This is a genomic window from Carbonatibacter coralli (assembly GCF_039592655.1).
GTDB classification, from domain to species: Bacteria; Pseudomonadota; Alphaproteobacteria; order Kiloniellales; family Kiloniellaceae; genus Carbonatibacter; species Carbonatibacter coralli.
Genome location: NZ_JBBUTJ010000003.1, coordinates 99,449 through 117,108, shown reverse-complemented (window position 1 = coordinate 117,108; position 17,660 = coordinate 99,449). Strand labels below are relative to the sequence as shown.

The 17,660-nt window shown below is 51.7% G+C and carries 17 protein-coding genes; 8 read left to right on the top strand and 9 right to left on the bottom strand.

From position 1 onward, the window contains the following. Positions 1-7: 7 nt before the first annotated feature. Positions 8-1,042 carry an anthranilate phosphoribosyltransferase gene (trpD, locus tag AAAH10_RS08950; RefSeq protein ID WP_343562683.1) on the bottom strand — a complete coding sequence of 345 codons (1,035 nt, stop codon included), beginning with the start codon at positions 1,040-1,042 and terminating at the stop codon, positions 8-10. 25 nt (positions 1,043-1,067) lie between these two features. After that, positions 1,068-1,628 (bottom strand): anthranilate synthase component II, encoded by a 561-nt coding sequence (locus AAAH10_RS08945; RefSeq protein ID WP_343562681.1) that lies wholly within the window; start codon positions 1,626-1,628, stop codon positions 1,068-1,070. Between the two features lie 218 nt (positions 1,629-1,846). Between AAAH10_RS08945 and AAAH10_RS08940 the strand changes: the two genes are divergently transcribed. The 3 genes from AAAH10_RS08940 (at position 1,847) to AAAH10_RS08930 (ending at position 5,871) form a co-directional block, all read left to right on the top strand. Continuing rightward, positions 1,847-4,147, top strand: coding sequence for a heavy metal translocating P-type ATPase (locus AAAH10_RS08940; protein ID WP_343562679.1), 2,301 nt, complete (start codon positions 1,847-1,849; stop codon positions 4,145-4,147). Beyond that, positions 4,144-4,536, top strand: a complete 393-nt coding sequence (cueR, locus tag AAAH10_RS08935) for a Cu(I)-responsive transcriptional regulator (protein WP_343562678.1) — start codon at positions 4,144-4,146, stop codon at positions 4,534-4,536. The genes AAAH10_RS08940 and cueR overlap by 4 nt, the downstream gene beginning before the upstream one ends. A gap of 72 nt (positions 4,537-4,608) precedes the next feature. Continuing rightward, the gene (locus AAAH10_RS08930; RefSeq protein ID WP_343562676.1) at positions 4,609-5,871 is read left to right on the top strand and encodes a divergent polysaccharide deacetylase family protein; all 1,263 of its coding nucleotides are present in this window, start codon (positions 4,609-4,611) and stop codon (positions 5,869-5,871) included. Here the strand turns inward: AAAH10_RS08930 and AAAH10_RS08925 are convergent, their stop codons facing one another. The 3 genes from AAAH10_RS08925 to purM all read right to left on the bottom strand — a co-directional run bounded on the left by AAAH10_RS08925 (position 5,872) and on the right by purM (position 7,889). Then, a complete protein-coding gene (locus AAAH10_RS08925) occupies positions 5,872-5,997 on the bottom strand; it encodes a hypothetical protein (RefSeq protein ID WP_343562674.1) in 126 nt (41 codons plus the stop codon). A gap of 66 nt (positions 5,998-6,063) precedes the next feature. Continuing rightward, the gene (gene purN / locus AAAH10_RS08920) at positions 6,064-6,744 is read right to left on the bottom strand and encodes a phosphoribosylglycinamide formyltransferase (protein ID WP_343562673.1); all 681 of its coding nucleotides are present in this window, start codon (positions 6,742-6,744) and stop codon (positions 6,064-6,066) included. Positions 6,745-6,773: 29 nt separating this feature from the next. Beyond that, entirely contained in the window at positions 6,774-7,889 is a 1,116-nt protein-coding gene (gene purM, locus AAAH10_RS08915) for a phosphoribosylformylglycinamidine cyclo-ligase (RefSeq protein WP_343563297.1), read from the bottom strand. A 133-nt stretch (positions 7,890-8,022) separates the two neighbouring features. On the opposite strand from purM, the gene AAAH10_RS08910 reads away from it, so the two are divergent. The 3 genes from AAAH10_RS08910 (at position 8,023) to AAAH10_RS08900 (ending at position 11,146) form a co-directional block, all read left to right on the top strand. Next, positions 8,023-9,249, top strand: coding sequence for a DUF2066 domain-containing protein (locus AAAH10_RS08910; protein ID WP_343562671.1), 1,227 nt, complete (start codon positions 8,023-8,025; stop codon positions 9,247-9,249). Positions 9,250-9,277: 28 nt separating this feature from the next. Continuing rightward, entirely contained in the window at positions 9,278-10,402 is a 1,125-nt protein-coding gene (locus AAAH10_RS08905) for an AI-2E family transporter (RefSeq protein WP_343562669.1), read from the top strand. An 81-nt stretch (positions 10,403-10,483) separates the two neighbouring features. Further along, positions 10,484-11,146 (top strand): HdaA/DnaA family protein, encoded by a 663-nt coding sequence (locus AAAH10_RS08900; RefSeq protein WP_343562668.1) that lies wholly within the window; start codon positions 10,484-10,486, stop codon positions 11,144-11,146. Between the two features lie 79 nt (positions 11,147-11,225). Here AAAH10_RS08900 and AAAH10_RS08895 read toward each other — a convergent pair whose 3' ends face one another. Next, positions 11,226-11,960, bottom strand: coding sequence for a GGDEF domain-containing protein (locus AAAH10_RS08895; RefSeq protein ID WP_343562666.1), 735 nt, complete (start codon positions 11,958-11,960; stop codon positions 11,226-11,228). A gap of 187 nt (positions 11,961-12,147) precedes the next feature. After that, a complete protein-coding gene (locus tag AAAH10_RS08890) occupies positions 12,148-13,512 on the bottom strand; it encodes a DNA polymerase IV (protein WP_343563296.1) in 1,365 nt (454 codons plus the stop codon). 328 nt (positions 13,513-13,840) lie between these two features. Between AAAH10_RS08890 and AAAH10_RS08885 the strand changes: the two genes are divergently transcribed. Both AAAH10_RS08885 and AAAH10_RS08880 read left to right on the top strand, forming a co-directional pair. After that, complete coding sequence (locus AAAH10_RS08885) at positions 13,841-14,218, top strand: response regulator (RefSeq protein ID WP_343562664.1); 378 nt, start codon at positions 13,841-13,843, stop codon at positions 14,216-14,218. A gap of 46 nt (positions 14,219-14,264) precedes the next feature. Next, entirely contained in the window at positions 14,265-15,653 is a 1,389-nt protein-coding gene (locus tag AAAH10_RS08880) for a PleD family two-component system response regulator (RefSeq protein WP_343562662.1), read from the top strand. A 98-nt stretch (positions 15,654-15,751) separates the two neighbouring features. Here AAAH10_RS08880 and rpmG read toward each other — a convergent pair whose 3' ends face one another. Further along, on the bottom strand, positions 15,752-15,919 hold the full coding sequence (rpmG, locus tag AAAH10_RS08875) for a 50S ribosomal protein L33 (RefSeq protein ID WP_343562660.1): 168 nt from the start codon (positions 15,917-15,919) through the stop codon (positions 15,752-15,754). 154 nt (positions 15,920-16,073) lie between these two features. After that, positions 16,074-17,615, bottom strand: coding sequence for a S41 family peptidase (locus AAAH10_RS08870; RefSeq protein WP_343562658.1), 1,542 nt, complete (start codon positions 17,613-17,615; stop codon positions 16,074-16,076). Between the last annotated feature and the right edge of the window lie 45 nt (positions 17,616-17,660).

Genomic DNA, 17,660 nt, shown 5'->3' with positions numbered 1-17,660 from the left:
GGTTTCGTCAGTTGCCATTGCTGATGGCAACCAGTCCGTCGAGACGTTTCAGGGCCTCGCCACTGTCTATTGCTTCGGTAGCGCGGGCCACGCCGTCTTTCAGATCGCTCGCAATTCCGGCAACGATCAGGGCAGCGGAGGCATTGAGCAGAACGGATGTGCGATAGGCACCGGTATCCTCTCCGGCAAGAAGTGCACGCATTGCCCTGGCGTTATGAGCGCCATCGCCTCCTCTGATTGCATCAAGAGGGGCGCGTTCGAGGCCTGCGTCTTCCGGAACAACACTGAAGCTGGAAAGCTGGCCGTTTTTAAGTTCCGTTACGAGGGACTCACCGCAAATGGACAGTTCATCCAGACCTTCCGCACCGTGGGCAACCCACGCAGTCTCGTGTCCGAGCTGCTTGAGGACCTGTGCAAGAGGCTCGACCCAGTTGCGATCAAAAACACCCATCAGCTGTTTTTTGATCCGGCAGGGGTTCGAGAGGGGGCCGAGGAAATTGAAGATTGTCCGCATACCCAGTTCAGCACGGCTTGGTCCAACGTGACGCATTGCCGGATGATGGCGTTGAGCAAAGAGGAAGCAGGTGCCGTTGTCCCTCAGGGCCTTTTCAACGAGGTCGAACTCGGCGGCACAGTTGATGCCAAGGGCTTCAAGAACGTCTCCTGCGCCGCTTTTGGAAGAGGCTGCACGGTTGCCGTGCTTGGCAACTGTCGCGCCTGCAGCTGTTGCGACAAAGGCGACGGTTGAGGAGATGTTCAGTGTGCCTTTTGCATCGCCTCCTGTCCCGCAGACATCAATGGCTCCTTCAGGAGCCGAGATCGGCACCATGCGATCGCGCATGGCTTCTGCTGCACCAGTGATCTCGGGCACAGTTTCGCCTTTCATGCGCAAGGCTGTAAGGAGGGCGCCAATCTGTGTCGCACTGGCTTCACCATCCATCAGGCAACCGAAGGCTTTCTGCGTTTCTTCAAAGCTCTGATCGTTGCCTTCAACGACACTGGCAATAAAGCTTTTGAGATCAAATGATGTTCCTGCCGCCATGATGAGGCCTCTCTATTTTCCTGAGTTACAGTGCCAGAAAGTTTTTCAGCAGATCGTGCCCCTTTTCGGAAGCAATCGATTCCGGGTGGAACTGAACGCCGTGAACAGGAAGTGTCTTGTGACTGACACCCATAATCACACCATCCTCGGTCTGGGCTGTGACCTCCAGACACTCCGGTACAGTCGCAGGATCAATTGTCAGGGAATGGTAGCGGGTGACCGTCAAGGGGTTGGGCAACCCTTTGAAAACGGAGCTGTCTGTGTGTGTGATCTCGCTGAGTTTCCCGTGCATGGGTTTTTCGCGCACAATGGAGGCACCATAGACCTGACCGATTGACTGGTGTCCAAGACAGACGCCAAGAAGCGGGATACGGCCCTCGAGTTTTTCGATCAGCTCCAGGCAAATCCCGGCGGAACTCGGGTCACAGGGACCCGGCGAAATAACAATGTGGTCCGGTTTCAGAGCCAGAGCTTCCTCAACAGTGATCTGATCGTTCCTGTGAACAACAGTGTCAGCACCAAGCTCACCGAAATAGTGATAGAGGTTGTAGGTAAAGCTGTCATAGTTATCAATGAGTAGAAGCATGGCGGCACACTTTGAAATCAAGATTATTCTGCAAACCCCTGATTGCTTTCAAAACAGGAGAAGACCCTTATATCAGGTGCTTTCGTCGCTTTGAAAGCCTTTCCGTAACATATTTTCAAGAATGTCTTCTGGCGTCTGACTTTTGTCTTCTTGACCTTGCCCCTGGGGGAAGGCCCATTTTACGTCAGTAAACACATAACCATTGCTTTTTGAAGATCATGACAACACTTGAAAAGACAGAAACCCACACCCTGAACCTCAGGATTTCAGGCATGTCCTGCGCCGGTTGTGTCCGTTCTGTTGAAAAGATATTGCTGAGTGACAAGGCTGCGCTGGGCGCATCCGTTGACCTGCTTGGTTCTGAAGCTGTTCTTGAAATTGATGCCCGTGAAAATCCGGACACGGTGAAAAGACGGCTGATTTCATCTCTGGACAAAAAGGGTTATCAGGCATCCGGAACCGGGGATGAAACCGGGCAGGAGGAGCCTGTCTCTTCAAGAGCGCTTTGGGGACAACCCCTTTTGTTGATGGCTCTGGTTCTTACCCTGCCGCTGATGGGGCAGATGCTCTTGCCTCTGTTTGGCTATCACGCAGGAATTCCTCCCCTGCTTCAATTGCTGATGGTTGCCCCTGTTCAATTTCTGGCTGGCGCACGGTTTTACCGCGGGTTCTGGCAGTCTCTGAAAGCGGGAACCGCCACAATGGATACGCTTGTGGCTATTGGAACCACAGCGGCGTTTGTGCTCTCGCTCGGGATCATGATCCAGGATGTGTCTTTTCGTGGCACGGAAGCGCTTTGGTCGGTTCATCTGGCCCACAACCTTTATTTCGAGACATCTGCTGTTGTGATTTTGCTCGTTCTGGTTGGGAAGATCATGGAGGAACGCGCCAAGAACGAAACCAACCAGGCCATTCAGGCTTTGCTGGCCTTGCGTCCGGCAACAGCCCTTGTCAGGCGGGACGGGCAGGAAAGAAAAATCAGGGCTTCGGAGATCAGGCAGACTGACCGGGTTATTGTTGCCGCGGGCCAGTCAATCCCCTGTGATGGTATAATCGTTCAGGGAGAGAGTGCCGTGGATGAAAGTCTGGTAACAGGTGAATCACTTCCTGTCACCAGAAAGGTCGGCGATACAGTTATCGGTGGAACTCTCAATCAGAACAATATGCTGGAGCTGGACCCTGCATCATTGGGTGAGGATTCTTTCCTTTCGAAAATTGTTGCCCAGGTTAAAGAGGCACAGCAAAGCAAACCACCCATTCAAAAGCTGGTCGACAGAGTGGCTGCACTTTTTGTCCCGGCTGTTCTGGGAGTGGCACTCCTCACATTTGGTGGCTGGTGGCTTTGGACCGGCGCCTTTGTCGAAGGAATCGTCCCTGCCATTTCAGTGCTGGTGATTGCCTGTCCCTGCGCCCTTGGTCTGGCAACTCCGACTGCGTTGCGCGTGGGAATTGGCATGGCGGCCCGTCATGGTATCCTTTTCAGGGATGCGTCTGTCATTGAGGCCCTGCAGGGGATTTCCCTGGTTGCCTTTGACAAAACCGGAACCCTGACAAAGGGGAAGCCGGTGGTCGTCAGGACATGGAAAAACGAGGCCTGTTTTGATGATCCCGACAACCAACTCGTCAGGGTTCTGTTCAGCGCGCTGGGAGGCAGTACACACCCCTTGTCTTCGGCCATTCGTGCATTTGAACAACCTTCGGAACCTGCTCATGTTTTCTATCAGTCCAGCGAAGAAGCAGGTTCGGGCCTGAAAATTGTTGTTGAGGGCATGGGGACTCTTCTGGCTGGCTCCCTGGAAATGGTGGAGAACCAACCGGAAGATTTCAGGCCGGAAGCCGACATGAGCTGGGTGCGGGAAATGACGTCTGTGGTTGTAACCTTTGTTCCCCTTGATTCCGGAAGCCAGACGCTCGTTGCCCTGTATGGCTTTGAAGATGAAGCGAGAGAGGATGCCCGGGAAACCGTTTCCATGCTGGCTAGTCTCGGTCTCGGGACTGCCGTGCTCAGTGGTGACCGGGAAAGTTCCGTGTGGCGGCTGGCTGAGAGATTGAATATTCAGGAAGTCTATGCCCAGCAAAAACCGGATCAGAAGCTCTCTGTGATCAAAGCTCTGCAGGCCAGCGGGAAAAAGGTGGCAATGGTCGGGGATGGCATGAATGACGCTCCTGCACTGGCTGCTGCGGATGTTGGTATCGCAGTGGGTGGGGGAACAGACGCTGCGATCAAGGCCGCACCGGTGAGTCTGCTTTCGGATCGGGTCAGCCAGACTGTACAGATTTTTCTGTCCGGGCGACTGATCTATTCAAAAATACGTCACAACCTCTTCGGGGCTTTCATATACAACTGTCTGGGAATTCCCCTTGCGGCCTTTGGTATTCTCAGTCCAACCCTTGCCGGGGTGGCCATGGCCTTTTCCTCCGTAACGGTTGTTGTCTCTTCCCTGCTGCTTTATCCTTCTTTGCAAAAGTGCTTTGAGCAGTATCAACCATCCAGACAGTCAACAGGGGAAGACCAATGAAAATTGGTGAAGCTTCTGATCAATCCGGCGTTTCGCGAAAGGCCATTCGTTATTATGAGTCTGTAAAGCTGATCGAGGCTGCAGGACGAACAACTGCCGGCTACAGGGATTACAGTGAAAAGGATGTGGAAATCCTGAAATTCATTTCCCGGGCAAGGGGGCTGGGTTTCAGCATTCCGGAGGTCTCGGCTCTTGTTGATCTCTGGAAGGACCAGAACAGGACTTCTGCACAGGTCAAGGAACTGGCTATGGCTCATCTTCAGCAGATAGAGAACAAGATTGCCGAACTGCAGGCCATGCGTGACAGCCTTCTGCCGCTTGTTGATCGCTGCCCCGGTGATAACAATCCTGACTGTGCGATTCTCAACGGATTGGCCCAGCGGAAGTAGAGCTTGACCTCTTTGTTCTCTGTCTGCACAAGAAGTCTTTGTTGCTGAAGATAAAACAGGAAGTTCCCGAAAATGCCGGCACGGAAGGGCGAAAGCGCAGATCGCTTCAAGGCGAAGATTGTCTCCTTGCTGAAATGGCCGGATCGCCTTTCTCTCGGGTTACAGCTGACTGTCCTGTTTTCTGCACTTTTCGGTATTGCCCTGATTTTTGGTTTCATCCTGTATCAGTTTGCCGAGCGTCCGCATGACGAAAGGGAGGTGGCCAGTTACGGGGACCAGCAGCCTGCGCAGACACAAAGGCCTGAAACGCCTCAAATCGTTGAGGATCCCGACAAAGCCTACAGCAAACGATCCAACAAGCCTCATCCCATCGATCTGAGCGAACTTGCGATTGAAGATACAGTTCTTGACGATGGCACACGGGACCTTTCCCGCCTGCCACCCAACCTGACCCTGACAGAAGAACCCTTACTGACAGATGCAACACCGCAGGCATCACCTCCGGGACAGGAGCTGAAACCGGAGGAACCTCAGGAATCCGAGCAACAGGCGGCTTTGACAGAACAGTCTTTGCCGGTAGATGCGAACAGGAAAACGTCGCGGAAAAAAACGGTTCTCGAAACGGAAAAACCTCTTGTTGTTGTTGTGCTTGATGACGTTGGCGTCAACAGGACAGGCGCACGCGGGGCAATCGGGTTGTCCACGCCTGTAACCCTTGCCTTTATGACCTATGCAGCCGGTGTGCGTGAACAGGTCGGGCAGGCCAGGGAAATGGGGCATGATGTTATGTTGCATTTTCCCATGGAACCCCGGGGCGGGCAGGACCCAGGACCACAGGCACTGCTGACATCGCTTTCTGAGGATGAGCTGAAAGCCAGACTGGCGTGGGGGCTGGATCAGTTCGAGGGGTATGTCGGTGTCAACAATCACATGGGAAGCCGCTTTACAGAGTGGTCTGATGGCATGCGGCTGGTGATGGAAGAAATGCGCAAACGCAAGGTCTTCTTCATGGATTCAAAGACCAGTGCAAACTCTGTTGCCGAGCAGGAGGCCGAGCGTGCCGGAGTGCCCTTGCTGATAAGGGATATCTTTCTGGACAACGATTACAAGAAGCCCGCGACCATCATGTCACAGCTTCTGAAAGCTGAAAGAATAGCCAAAAAACAAGGGTACGCCATTGCGATTGGGCACCCTCATCTGCAAACACTGAATGTTCTTGAACAGTGGTTCCCCGAAGCCAGAGCCAGAGGAATTGAAATTGCGACAGTCTCTAAGCTGGTTGATCATCTTGAAAAGATCGACCCGGACTTTGCCTCTCTGGAAACGCCTGATTAATCAGGCGAGAATAAACATAATCCCCATGGCTACAAGAAACGCGGCAATCGTTCCGTATTTGGCAGCAAAAACAAAATGATCCCAGCCTTCTTTCTTTTGCTGAAGAAGTTCATCATTGTGCGACATGAATAGCTCTCCCTTTTATTCTGCAGAGCTATTCTGAACTGATTTTCAAATGAAAACAAGTTGCTCTTAAATTGAGAGAATTAATTGCTCATTACTGCTCTGATAGCGCCCGGAGTAGAGAAGGGATTCTTCGCTAACAGTGATCACGCGCTCTGCAATCTTTTTCAGACAGGCAGGATAGAGCTGGTGCTCTGCCTGCAAAACGCGTTGCGCCAGAGAAGCTGCATCATCCGAAGGCAGGACAGGAACAGCAGCCTGTCCGACAATCGGCCCGGTATCCATTTCATGCCTTACAAAATGGACTGTGCAGCCGTGGAGTTTGCATCCTTCATCCAGCGCGCGCTGATGGGTATCCAGACCGGGAAAAAGCGGCAACAGTGCCGGATGAATATTGAGCATCCGGTTGTGCCAGTGATGAACGAACTCTTTTGAGAGAAGACGCATGAAACCGGCCAGACAAACAAACTCGGCTCCTGAGGATTCAATGATCCCTGTCATGGCCTGATCAAAGGCAACCCGGTCTGTCCTGCCATCGCTCTGGCGAAAGTCTCTGTGATCCAGAGTTGCTGTTCTGACCCCGGCCTTTTCTGCCCGTTCAAGCCCCTGAACGTCCGGAACGTTTGACAGCACAAGCACAATTTCCGCAGGGAAGGCAGGATCCTGACAGGCATCAAGAAGAGCCTGCAGGTTTGATCCGCGACCGGAAATAAGCGCCGCCACTTTCAGGCGAGGGGCCTGTGCTGTCATCAGAAACGTTCCTTTCAGAGTTGCAGGCCTCAGGCGCCCCAGCTCTCGTCAAGCTTGTTGATCTGCACTGAGGTCTCGCCTTCAGAACGCTCTTCAATGGTTCCGAGGACACAAACCTTTTCACCCTGATCTTCAAGGATCTTCCGGATGTCCTGTGCTTTTTCAGGAGCAACAACCACGGCCATTCCGATACCACAGTTGAAGGTGCGCATCATTTCCGAAGGTGCAACGTTGCCCTGATTGGCAAGAAATTTGAACACAGGCGGAACAGACCAGCCGATACCGTCAATTGTTACACCCAGTCCTTCGGGAAGAACGCGGGGCAGGTTCTCGACAAAGCCGCCACCTGTAATGTGCGCCAGGGCTTTTACGCCTTCACCATGGGGACCAAAGGCCCGAATGGCCGCAAGGCAGCTTTTGACATAAAGGCGGGTCGGGGTCAGCAGGGCAGCGCCGAGGTTTTCAAATTCAGAGCCATCGGCATCCTTGAAGGGAGCCGGGTCGGAGTAATTCAGTCCCGTGCGTTCAATGATTTTGCGAACCAGTGAATAGCCGTTTGAATGCAGACCGCTGGATGACAGTCCGAGAACAGTATCACCGGCTTTTACATGCTCACCCGTAAGAGCCTCACCACGCTCGACAGCGCCAACGGAAAAACCGGCAAGATCGTAATCACCTTCGGCATACATGCCAGGCATTTCGGCCGTTTCGCCGCCGATCAGTGCACAGTTTGAATCCCTGCAACCTTTGGCAATACCTGCAATAATGTCGCGACCTGCAGAAACCTCAAGCCGTCCTGTTGCGTAATAATCCAGAAAAAAGAGGGGTTCCGCACCCTGGACAACCAGATCGTTCACACACATGGCAACCAGATCGATTCCGACAGTGTCGTGCCTGTTCGCATCGATTGCGACTTTGAGTTTTGTGCCAACGCCATCGTTACAGGAAACCAGCAGCGGATCGTTGAAGCCAGCGGCCTTCGGATCGAAGAAAGCGCCGAATCCGCCCAGTCCGGCCATGGTGCCGGGACGATTTGTTGATTTTGCCAATGGTTTGATCTCATCGACAAGCTCATTCCCTGCGTCGATATCCACTCCAGCAGACTTGTAGCTGAGAGATGAGGGATTGTTTGAACCGGTAGCTATGGCATCCTCCTGTAACTTAGAGTATGTATGATCTGGTCAGGAAGCTTCGGGAAAGGTTTTTGTCTTTCCGCGCTCTGTTTTTCAGGGCCAGAAGTTTCTCAATGGGAAAATACTCGATCCGGGATGGTTTGCAATGCGGTTTCACCGCTTTTTTTGTCACTTTCAGACGCTTTTTCACGCTCTTTTTGTTTCTGCAGTGGTTTTGGGGCTTTTTTCTGCAGGGGCTCAGGCCGGCAGTGGGACGATTTATACCGTTCAGGATGTGAACATTGATGTCACGGCTGACAGCGTTTCCCAGGCGAAGGAGCAGGCTCTGAAAGAAGGCAACATGACAGCCTTTGCCTTTTTGATGGACCGCCTTGTCGCAAGTGATCAGCGCGCTTTGGTGCCCGAGCTGACCCAGGAGCAAATCGTTCCCTTTATCCAGGACTTCTCCCTGAAGGATGAAAGAAGTTCTGCTGTCCGCTACACGGCCAGGCTGACTGTCAGGTTTGTGCCTGACCAGGTTCTGGCGCTGTTGCGTCAATCCGGAGTTTCTGTGACAGAGACTGTCAGCCGTCCTGTTCTTTTGTTGCCAGTCTGGTCCGGCAATGGGCAGGTTTTCCTGTGGGAAGACACAAATGCATGGCGGGATGCCTGGCTGAATATTGACCTGCAGGGGGCTTTGGTTCCCCTGGTGGTTCCCTTGGGCGATCTTGAGGATGTTGCAGTTCTCAATGCGCAAAGGGCAGCAGATGGCGGTCAGGAAATCTGGGCTCTGGCCAGCAAGTACGGTGTCCGGGACGTTATTCTCGCCTCTCTGGTGAGCAATGATGCCGGAGAGATTGTTCAGGGATCAGCCCTGTGGCTGGGACGCGATGGCTCTGTCAGGCAGGACGTCTCAATTGCCGGAGGACCTGCTGACATGGAAACAGCTGCAAGACAGTTGAACAACCAGCTTCAGGAAACCTGGATTCTGGCCAACCGGGTCAACAACACCACGGAACAGTGGCTCGCGGTGTCTGTTCCCTTGCAGGGACTGAGTGACTGGGTTGCAATTCGAAACAGGATTGGGCGTATCTCCGCCGTCAAACGGAGCACTGTGAGATCGCTGAGCAAGAATGCGGCCGAACTTGATCTTTTCTTTCTTGGAACCATTGACCAGTTGTCCAGGGCACTGGCACAGGAAGACGTTTCCCTGCGTTTGAACGAACTGGGAGACTGGATGCTGTTTCTGGACCGTCCTGCCCAGGCCCGGCAGGGGTTTCCGGATGATACATTGCTGGAAAGAGAACAGGTTTCGTCTGACAACAACCCGCCAGGGACCGTCGAGACATCGGGCAGTGACACACCTCTGGCTCCGACAGTGATTATCGAATAAGAACAGGCAAGATTCCGGGATCGTTGAAATGGTAGCAGAAAGACAAATCCGTTTTTGGCTTTTCAGTCTGGTTTTTTTCCTGATTTCTGTTTACCTGCTGCGTGAGGTTCTGTTGCCGTTCGTGGCAGGGATTGTTGTTGCCTATTTTCTGGATCCTCTCTGCGACCGTCTTGAAAACACAGGATTGTCCCGCACGGCTGCGACTGCCGTTGTCACAGTCTGTTTTCTTTTGATTCTGCTGGCGGCTCTGGGGCTGGTGCTTCCAGTTGTTGCCAATCAAACTGGAAAGCTTATCAGTGCATTGCCTGATTTTGTTGAAGCTGTTTCCAAAAAAGCCGATCTGATCAGAACAGAATTTGCCACGTCTGTTGATCCCCAGATTGTTGCCCGGGTCAAGGCATCTATCAACGAGGTTGTTTCGACAGCGGGAACCTGGATCGGCAGTCTGGTCAAGGACGTCATTGAAGGTGGTGTGGCCTTTCTGAATCTGTTGTCCCTGATTTTCATCACTCCGGTTGTTGCTTTCTATCTTCTGCGGGACTGGGATCGTCTGGTGGCCAAGATTGATGGCTGGCTGCCCCGGATGCACCAGAAAACAATTCGTGTGCTTGCTTTCGAGGTGGATGAAACCCTGGCAGGATTTATTCGCGGGCAGGGGACGGTTTGTCTTGTCCTGGGAGCCTTCTATGCTTTGGGATTGAGCCTTGCCGGGCTGAATTTCGGACTTGTCATCGGATTACTGGCGGGCTTTCTCTCCTTTATTCCCTATGTCGGCGCCATCATTGGCCTGCTGCTTTCTGTCGGTCTTGCACTGTTTCAATTCGACAGTCTGACTTCTGTGGCAATTGTGGCAGCAGTTTTCTTTGCCGGGCAATTCCTTGAAGGAAACGTTCTTACTCCAAAGCTTGTGGGTGAACGCATTGGTCTTCATCCTGTCTGGGTGATTTTTGGCCTGCTGGCAGGAGGAACGCTTTTCGGGTTTGTCGGAGTTCTTCTGGCCGTGCCGGTGGCTGCCGTGATCGGGGTTGGCGTACGATTTGCTCTCGACCAATACATGATGAGTGGGTATTACTCTGGCCTTTCGGTTGCCCGTCAGCAGGAAAACAACGGGGAAGACGAAACAGATCTTTTCGAACAGGACACTCGGGATTAAACTGGTTCCTTCAATTTTTTCAATGGTTAAGGCAGGTTCACGTTGTCCAGGCAGCAGTTACAACTGACATTGGATCTGGGAATGGCCCCCAATCTGTGCAGAGAGGACTTTCTGGTCTCTGCCTGTAATGAAGAAGCCCTGGCCTGGATAGAAAGCTGGCCCGGCTGGTCCACTCCTGTTGCGTCCATATATGGCCCGAAAGGATGCGGCAAAACGCATCTGGCCCATGTCTGGAGCGACTGCTCCTCGGCAGAAATCATAACGCCTGAAATTTTCTGGAAGCTTGAGCCGGATCAGATTCTGTCCGGTCAGAATGCCTTTGTTCTGGAGGATCTGGAAACAATTGTTCCCGGAGATCGCTTTCTGGAAGAAAAGCTGTTCCATTTCTACAATATGGTGCGGGAAGAAAAGGGGTGGCTGCTTCTGACAGGGGAGACGTCACCTGCGCGCTGGCCTGTTACCTTGCCGGACTTGAAATCACGGCTTTCAGCCGTTTTTTCCCTGCGGATGACAGCTCCTGATGATGAGTTGTTCGATGCTTTGCTGGTCAAGCTCTTCCATGACAAGCAGATCGCACTTTCACCCGAGGTGTTGAATTTTCTGACCGCACGCTGTGAGCGGTCCTTTGATGTCGCAAGAAGGCTTGTGGCTCAAATTGACCGTGCTTCTCTGGCACTGCACAGGGAGATTACGGTGCCGCTTGTCCGGCCTTTGCTGGAAGATCTGGCAGAAACCGGAGAATAGTTTTATGTCCGGTTCACAGACGTGACTGGAATTCCGAGATTCTGTCATCCGGAGCTTTTCAACAACGCACCCGTCTGACTTAGAGTTTTCTTTTGCCTTTGGCTTCATACATGGTCTGATCGGCCTTTTCCAAAAGCGTAAAGGCTTCTGTCTCGGGGCCGTAAATTTCGTGTCCCACGCTTGCTGAAACCGGGATGAAATCGTTTTCCCACGGAACAATCATCCTGTTCATCAGTTTTGACAGCTTGTGAACGACCCGGTCGCCTTTGTCTGTGCAGACATTGGGCGTCAGGACAACGAACTCGTCCCCTCCGATCCGGGCGATGCAATCGTTAGCCCGGACATTCTGCTTGAGGATTTTGGCAACGTGGATCAGCACTTCATCGCCGGCAGCATGACCGTAGGTGTCGTTGATTGCCTTGAAGTGATCCAGATCGCAAAGGATGAGAATGCCTGATTGCTGATCGCGTCTGGCCTGGGCCAGTGCTCTGTTTAACTCTCGATTCAAACCGCGACGGTTGAGCGTTTCGGTCAACTCGTCAGTCATGGACAGGTTTTCAAGATAGGTGACGCGTTCCTGCAGTTCGGAAATGCGCTGTTCGGCTTCGGCTGCCACATCCAGAAGTTCCGTTACGAAATCCTCAGACGTTCTTTCCTGTGTGAGAGACGAACTGTGGAAGAGAGAAGATGTTGTGAAGCGCCCATACAGAATTTGACGCAATCTGAACAGAAGATTGGTATTCAGGCTCTTTTGCAGGTTCTGAATATCGTCCGATTGCTGAAGCAAGTTATGAAAGCTGCTTGAAAACACCATGTTTTCTCTCTCCTCAAGAGTGGTGTCCTCAACAAGCAAAAAGTATGCCTTGGATTTAAGTCATTATAATCTATTGATTGAAAAGAAATTTTAACGCTTTTGGGAGTGTCACGAACAAGGTGGAGGAAAAAAATGCCGGGTAACTTTTGCCAGATCGGTAAAAAATTCCACCTTGTTGATTGTAAGGCTATTTCTTCCTTATTTTTGGCAGGTCTTCAAAAAGCCCGAAGGGTTCATCCTGCCTTTTTGGAGTTTTCTGCGCGGGTCTTTCTTCTTCATTGGCATTCTTTCCGGGCAGGGAAGGAAGCGGAGGAATGACAATTTCGCCGTCATTGTATTCTGTTTCCAGCAGGTCCTTGTCCTGACACGCAGTTGCCGAAACAAGATCACTGCCGCCAATTCCCAACAGGCGATATTCAAGGTCTGCCGGAGCACGTTCCAAACATTTCAGGCCAATTTCGAGGACATCCTCTGCCTTGAAAACGGGATACTCTGCAGTATAGCTGCGTGTGACTGTTTTGAAGTCGGCTGTCTTCAGTTTCAGGGTGATGGAACGCGCAGCAGCATTCTTGCGCTCAAATCTGGATTGAAGGCTGAGGCACAGCTTTTCGAGGATCCTGCCAAGGCCTGAAGTGCCCCGTTCATCGTGGGAAAAGGTCGTTTCAACAGAAATGCTTTTCATGATCGAGGAAGACGAAATCTTCCGCTCGTCAATTCCTCTGGAAAAGTTATAGAGCCTGTGCCCCATGGCACCGTAAAGGTGGTTCAGTTGGCGTTCGCTTTCCCTGCGAATATCGCCGATCGTAAAAAAACCGTCCTGATGCAGTTTCTTTTCCAGACTTTTTCCGACGCCGAAAATTGTCCGAACCGGTTTGTCTTCAAGGAATTCCAGGGCATCCTGTCGTCCCAGAACGGAGAACCCCCTGGGTTTGTCCAGGTCGGATGCCAGCTTTGCCATGCTTTTGTTGTAGCTCAGGCCAATTGAAACGGTTATGCCAACCTTGTCCTCAATCTCCTTGGCCAGCCTGACAAGACATTCTGCAACAGACAGTTCTTCTGCCTTCTTGCCCAGCCATTCCGGTGTGTGCCTTTCCTCCAGATCCATAAAGGCTTCATCAATCGAGAGAGGTTCAAGCTGGTCTGTAAGGCTTGCCATGATGTCACGCACCTCGCGACCGACCTTGCTGTATTTTGAGTGGTCGGGATGAACAACCGTGGCTTCCGGACAGGCTTTCAGTGCCTGATAGAGAGGCATGGCAGAGCGCACGCCATACAGGCGGGCAATGTAGCAGGCTGTCGAGACAACGCCCCTGTGACCACCACCAATAATCAGTGGTCTGTCCAGAAGCTCCGGGTTGTCCCGTTTTTCGACAGAGGCAAAGAATGCATCGCAATCGAGATGGGCAATGGCAAGACTGTCCAGTTCGCCGTGCTGAACCAGCCGGGGCGATCCGCAGGAAAGACAGCGTCTGATGAGGCTGTTTTCCCGGTTTTCTTTTTCTTCTGGGACGGTTCTCATCTTGTGAAAACAGTCACGACACAGGCTGATCATCTTTAAAGGGCGGAGCAATGTACATGATTTGTTCTTTGTGTATTTTCTTCATTCCCCGATGGAAAAGCAAGAGAGTAATGGGGCAGGGTTGAACAAAAAGGAGCAAAAGCTGGTTTTGCCCTGACCTTTATGCTTTATGCTTACTTTATATTAAGAATAACGAGGGTACTGTCGAACCCAGACCAGACGGCTTCTGATTTCAAAGGCATGCAGTTTTGCAATAATTTGTTATTGTTTAGTGTATGTTTTTATTCAGGGTTTCATTGCATTCGCTGTCTTTCACAGGCAAACTGTAAAGACGCATTAAGGATAAGAGAATCGATTGGCGATGTCCCAAAACGCTGCAAAAACCGTACTTATTGTCGAGGATAACGAGCTGAATATGAAGCTCTTCCACGATCTTTTGGAAGCACAGGGATACAATATCCTGCAATCCAGTGATGGCATGGAGGCTCTCAGTATAGCAAGAAACCATCATCCGGATCTCATTCTGATGGATATTCAGTTGCCGGAGGTTTCTGGTTTGGAAGTCACCAAGTGGCTCAAGGAAGATGACAACCTGCGTTCCATACCTGTGGTCGCGGTCACGGCATTTGCGATGAAGGGCGATGAGGAAAAAATCCGCGAAGGTGGGTGTGAAGCCTACATTCCAAAGCCGATTTCTGTGACGAACTTTCTGGAAACTGTGCAGCGCTTTTTGAACTGATGTCGTCTGACCTGGATATGATTACCTTGAGCCGGAAAGAGAATTAATGGCAGCACGCGTTCTCGTTGTCGATGATATCCCAGCTAACGTCCGTTTGCTTGAAGCAAAGCTTATGGCGGAATACTTCGAGGTCATTTCCGCAACAGACGGCCCTTCTGCACTGGAGGTCGTGGAAAGTGAAATGCCGGATATCATTCTGCTTGATATCATGATGCCCGGTATGGACGGTTATGAGGTTTGCACCAAGCTCAAGGCCAATCCAAAAACACGACACATTCCCGTTGTTATGGTGACCGCACTGAGTGATCCCAATGACAGGGTACGCGGCCTGGAAGCCGGTGCTGATGATTTTCTGACCAAACCCCTGAACGATGTCGCCCTCTTTTCACGTGTACGTTCCCTCGTACGCTTGAAGATGATGACTGACGAGCTGCGTGTCAGGCAGGAAGCCAGCGCCCAGTTCAACCAGAACAGCAACAATCAGTTTGATGAACAGATCAATACCGAAAATGCCGCCATCCTTGTTGTGGAAAGCAGTGAGCTGAACGCTGGCAAGATTGCCTCTGAACTCGTTGAACAGGAACACACCGTTTCTGTTGTCAACAACTCCGAAAAAGCCATGCAGATCGCCAAGGATCAGTCCTTTGATCTGATGATTATCTCCCTGTCCCTTGGCGGGGAGGATGGATTGCGTCTCTGTTCCCACTTCCGGGCAAGTGATGATACACGGCATGTTCCGATCCTGCTGGTTATTGAGGATGAAAATCTGGATCAGCTGGCAAAGGGTCTGGATATCGGTGTGACTGACTACCTGATCAAGCCGGTCGATCTGAACGAGCTGAGGGCGCGTTGCAAGACGCAGATCAAGCGTAGACGCTATCATGACCGCTTGAGCACTATGCTGCAGCAATCTGTGGCAATGGCCTATACAGACCCGCTGACCGGGGTCTTTAACAGGCGCTACATGAATGCGCATCTTGATCGTTCCATCATGGAAATTGCGCAAACGGCCAAGCCGGTTTCTGTACTGATCTTTGATATTGATCACTTCAAGTCTGTCAATGACACCTACGGGCATGCCTGCGGAGACGATGTTCTCAAGGAACTGTCCGGCAGGGTCAAGGGGTCCATGCGAGATTTTGATATGCTGGCCCGGTACGGCGGCGAAGAGTTCGTTGTCGTGATGCCGAACACGGCCGAAGAGCAGGCTTTGAGTATCGCAGAACGTGTACGCAAGGGAGTGAACAATCAGGACTTCAGGCTGGCCAGCACAACACTGGCTGGCGAGGAAAACCTGAAGCTGTCTGTGAGCGTTTCAGTCGGTGTTGCGACAACCAGAAACCCGATGGAAATGGCTGATGAGTTGCTGTCCCGGGCTGACAGAGCGCTGTACAGTGCAAAGAACCAGGGGCGCAACAGAGTGATGAGTGCCTGAAGAAAAAGCACCGCTTTCTTGATCCCTGATCCCTGAAAAGCAAAAAACCGCTGATGATGTTCACCAGCGGTTTTTCTTATTCTTCAAAGCGAAGGAAATTACTTCATCTTCGCTTCTTTGAACAGAACGTGCTTGCGCGCAACGGGGTCGTACTTGCGCAGCTCGAGCTTTTCGGTCAGCGTACGTGGGTTTTTCTTTGCTACGTAGAAGTAGCCGGTATCCGCGGTGCTAACCATACGGATCAGTTGTGTAGCAGGCTTAGCCATTGCGAAGTCCTTATCGCGCTATCTTATTGGTGTCAAACTATGGGCGGAAGATACAGTGCTAAACGCTTAAGTCAAGAGGGCATGACAACTTTTTTACAGATAATCTGCAATGGGTGTCCTTTTCCCGGAAAAAACGATCTAACGCGTTGGGTTCTTAACGAAAAGCGTCGAAAAGCTCTTTGTTTCCTATGATCACTTCAGCAAGTTTTTCATCAGTGAGGCTGCTCTCGAAGCTCTTCGGACAGTCCTGTTCTTCATTTTTGGAGAGACCCTGGAAGTGCCTGATACGCAGTTCCTTGAGGTAAGCTCTGATCTGCTCGGGTGACCAGTCTTCCTGAACGGTAAAATCCGGGCGGGAAGAGCAGATGTCAGGAGAAATCCCCAGCTCATGGATCAGCTGTCCGGAAGGGGCATAGAAGAGGGACCAGGTCAGAGCCATCTCGCCACCATTGGGTAGACTGGACGGTTTTTGGACACTTCCCTTGCCAAAGGACTTGCTGCCAATGATCACGGCTCGATGATTGTACTTCAGGGCTGCAACAAGGATTTCAGAGGCCGAGGCCGAATTCCCATTGACGAGAACGACAATGGGAAGGCCGTCAAGAATGTCTCCCTTTTCAGCCTTGTATTGCTCGATACTGCGCTCGTGGCGTCCGTCCGTATCAAGGATAATGCCCTTTTCGAGGAAAAGATCTGCAATCTGGACGGCCATGGAGACAAGACCTCCGCCATTGTTGCGCAGATCGAGGACGATACCCTCAAGTCGTTCCTCCGAACCTGATGTGTCTGTTTCCAGCAGACTCTCGAGAATGCGTTCCAGATCATCAAAGGTTTCCCGGCTGGTGAAGTTATCAATCCTGATAAAGGCAAGGCTTTCACGCTTGTCGAGGTGAACTGTCTGAGTGTGAACAAAGCGGCGTGTGATATATTGTGTGAAGTGTTCCTCGTCCGGCTGGCTGATATTTCTGACGATGGTCAGCTGAACCTTTGTTCCTCTCGGGCCGGTAATCTTCCGGACAATTTCTGCATCACCGAGACCTTCAACGGATTGACCATCAATGAAGGTGATCAGATCATTCGGTTTCAAACCGGCATTGAAGGCTGGTCCTGTCTCAAAGACTGAAAGAATACGAACACCCTGTTCATCCGTAATGATTGTGATGCCAATGCCTTCATACCCGTCTCTTCTCTGACGATAGCTTTCGACCTGCTCCGGGTTGGAATAGCGGGAAAATCTGTCCAGTTCACCCATCATACCGTCGAGAACAGCCTGATAGATTGCACCGTTTTTGAGACGGCTGAGATCACCGGACTGTTGTTGTATGGTTCTGATGGCAGAACTTGTCAGCCGGGCCCAGGCGCCGTGATCATTGCCCTCAGGTGTGGAGAGAATAAACAACTCTTCACCATTGTAGGAAAACAGGATGGAATTGTCCGTCGCTTCGCTTTCAAGATCCGGATCAAGGGTTGAAAGATTCTCAATTCCGGCCAATGCCAGCTCACGGGTTGTTGGAGGATCAATGTGATAGGCATCAATGAGATCGAAGCTTTTCTCAAAAAGTCTGCTGCCAAAGGCCGTATCGAATTGACCATCTTCATTGTACTTGCCGGTCCCGCAACCGAATAGAAACAACGCAAGCAAGAGGGGAAGGCCAATCCTGAGAGAGTCTGGCAGAAAAATCTTGAATGGCGTCACTTTAAATCAATCCGGAATGCTGTCTGGCTTTTGAAATCCACTGTG

Bases quoted from the DNA above. Each gene is read 5' to 3' on its own strand.
- trpD (WP_343562683.1), bottom strand. From the start codon at position 1,042: ATGGCGGCAGGAACATCATTTGATCTCAAAAGCTTTATTGCCAGTGTC.
- AAAH10_RS08945 (WP_343562681.1), bottom strand. From the start codon at position 1,628: ATGCTTCTACTCATTGATAACTATGACAGCTTTACCTACAACCTCTAT.
- AAAH10_RS08940 (WP_343562679.1), top strand. From the start codon at position 1,847: ATGACAACACTTGAAAAGACAGAAACCCACACCCTGAACCTCAGGATT.
- cueR (WP_343562678.1), top strand. From the start codon at position 4,144: ATGAAAATTGGTGAAGCTTCTGATCAATCCGGCGTTTCGCGAAAGGCC.
- AAAH10_RS08930 (WP_343562676.1), top strand. From the start codon at position 4,609: ATGCCGGCACGGAAGGGCGAAAGCGCAGATCGCTTCAAGGCGAAGATT.
- AAAH10_RS08925 (WP_343562674.1), bottom strand. From the start codon at position 5,997: ATGTCGCACAATGATGAACTTCTTCAGCAAAAGAAAGAAGGCTGGGAT.
- purN (WP_343562673.1), bottom strand. From the start codon at position 6,744: ATGACAGCACAGGCCCCTCGCCTGAAAGTGGCGGCGCTTATTTCCGGT.
- AAAH10_RS08910 (WP_343562671.1), top strand. From the start codon at position 8,023: ATGCGGTTTCACCGCTTTTTTTGTCACTTTCAGACGCTTTTTCACGCT.
- AAAH10_RS08905 (WP_343562669.1), top strand. From the start codon at position 9,278: ATGGTAGCAGAAAGACAAATCCGTTTTTGGCTTTTCAGTCTGGTTTTT.
- AAAH10_RS08900 (WP_343562668.1), top strand. From the start codon at position 10,484: ATGGCCCCCAATCTGTGCAGAGAGGACTTTCTGGTCTCTGCCTGTAAT.
- AAAH10_RS08895 (WP_343562666.1), bottom strand. From the start codon at position 11,960: ATGGTGTTTTCAAGCAGCTTTCATAACTTGCTTCAGCAATCGGACGAT.
- AAAH10_RS08890 (WP_343563296.1), bottom strand. From the start codon at position 13,512: ATGATCAGCCTGTGTCGTGACTGTTTTCACAAGATGAGAACCGTCCCA.
- AAAH10_RS08885 (WP_343562664.1), top strand. From the start codon at position 13,841: ATGTCCCAAAACGCTGCAAAAACCGTACTTATTGTCGAGGATAACGAG.
- AAAH10_RS08880 (WP_343562662.1), top strand. From the start codon at position 14,265: ATGGCAGCACGCGTTCTCGTTGTCGATGATATCCCAGCTAACGTCCGT.
- rpmG (WP_343562660.1), bottom strand. From the start codon at position 15,919: ATGGCTAAGCCTGCTACACAACTGATCCGTATGGTTAGCACCGCGGAT.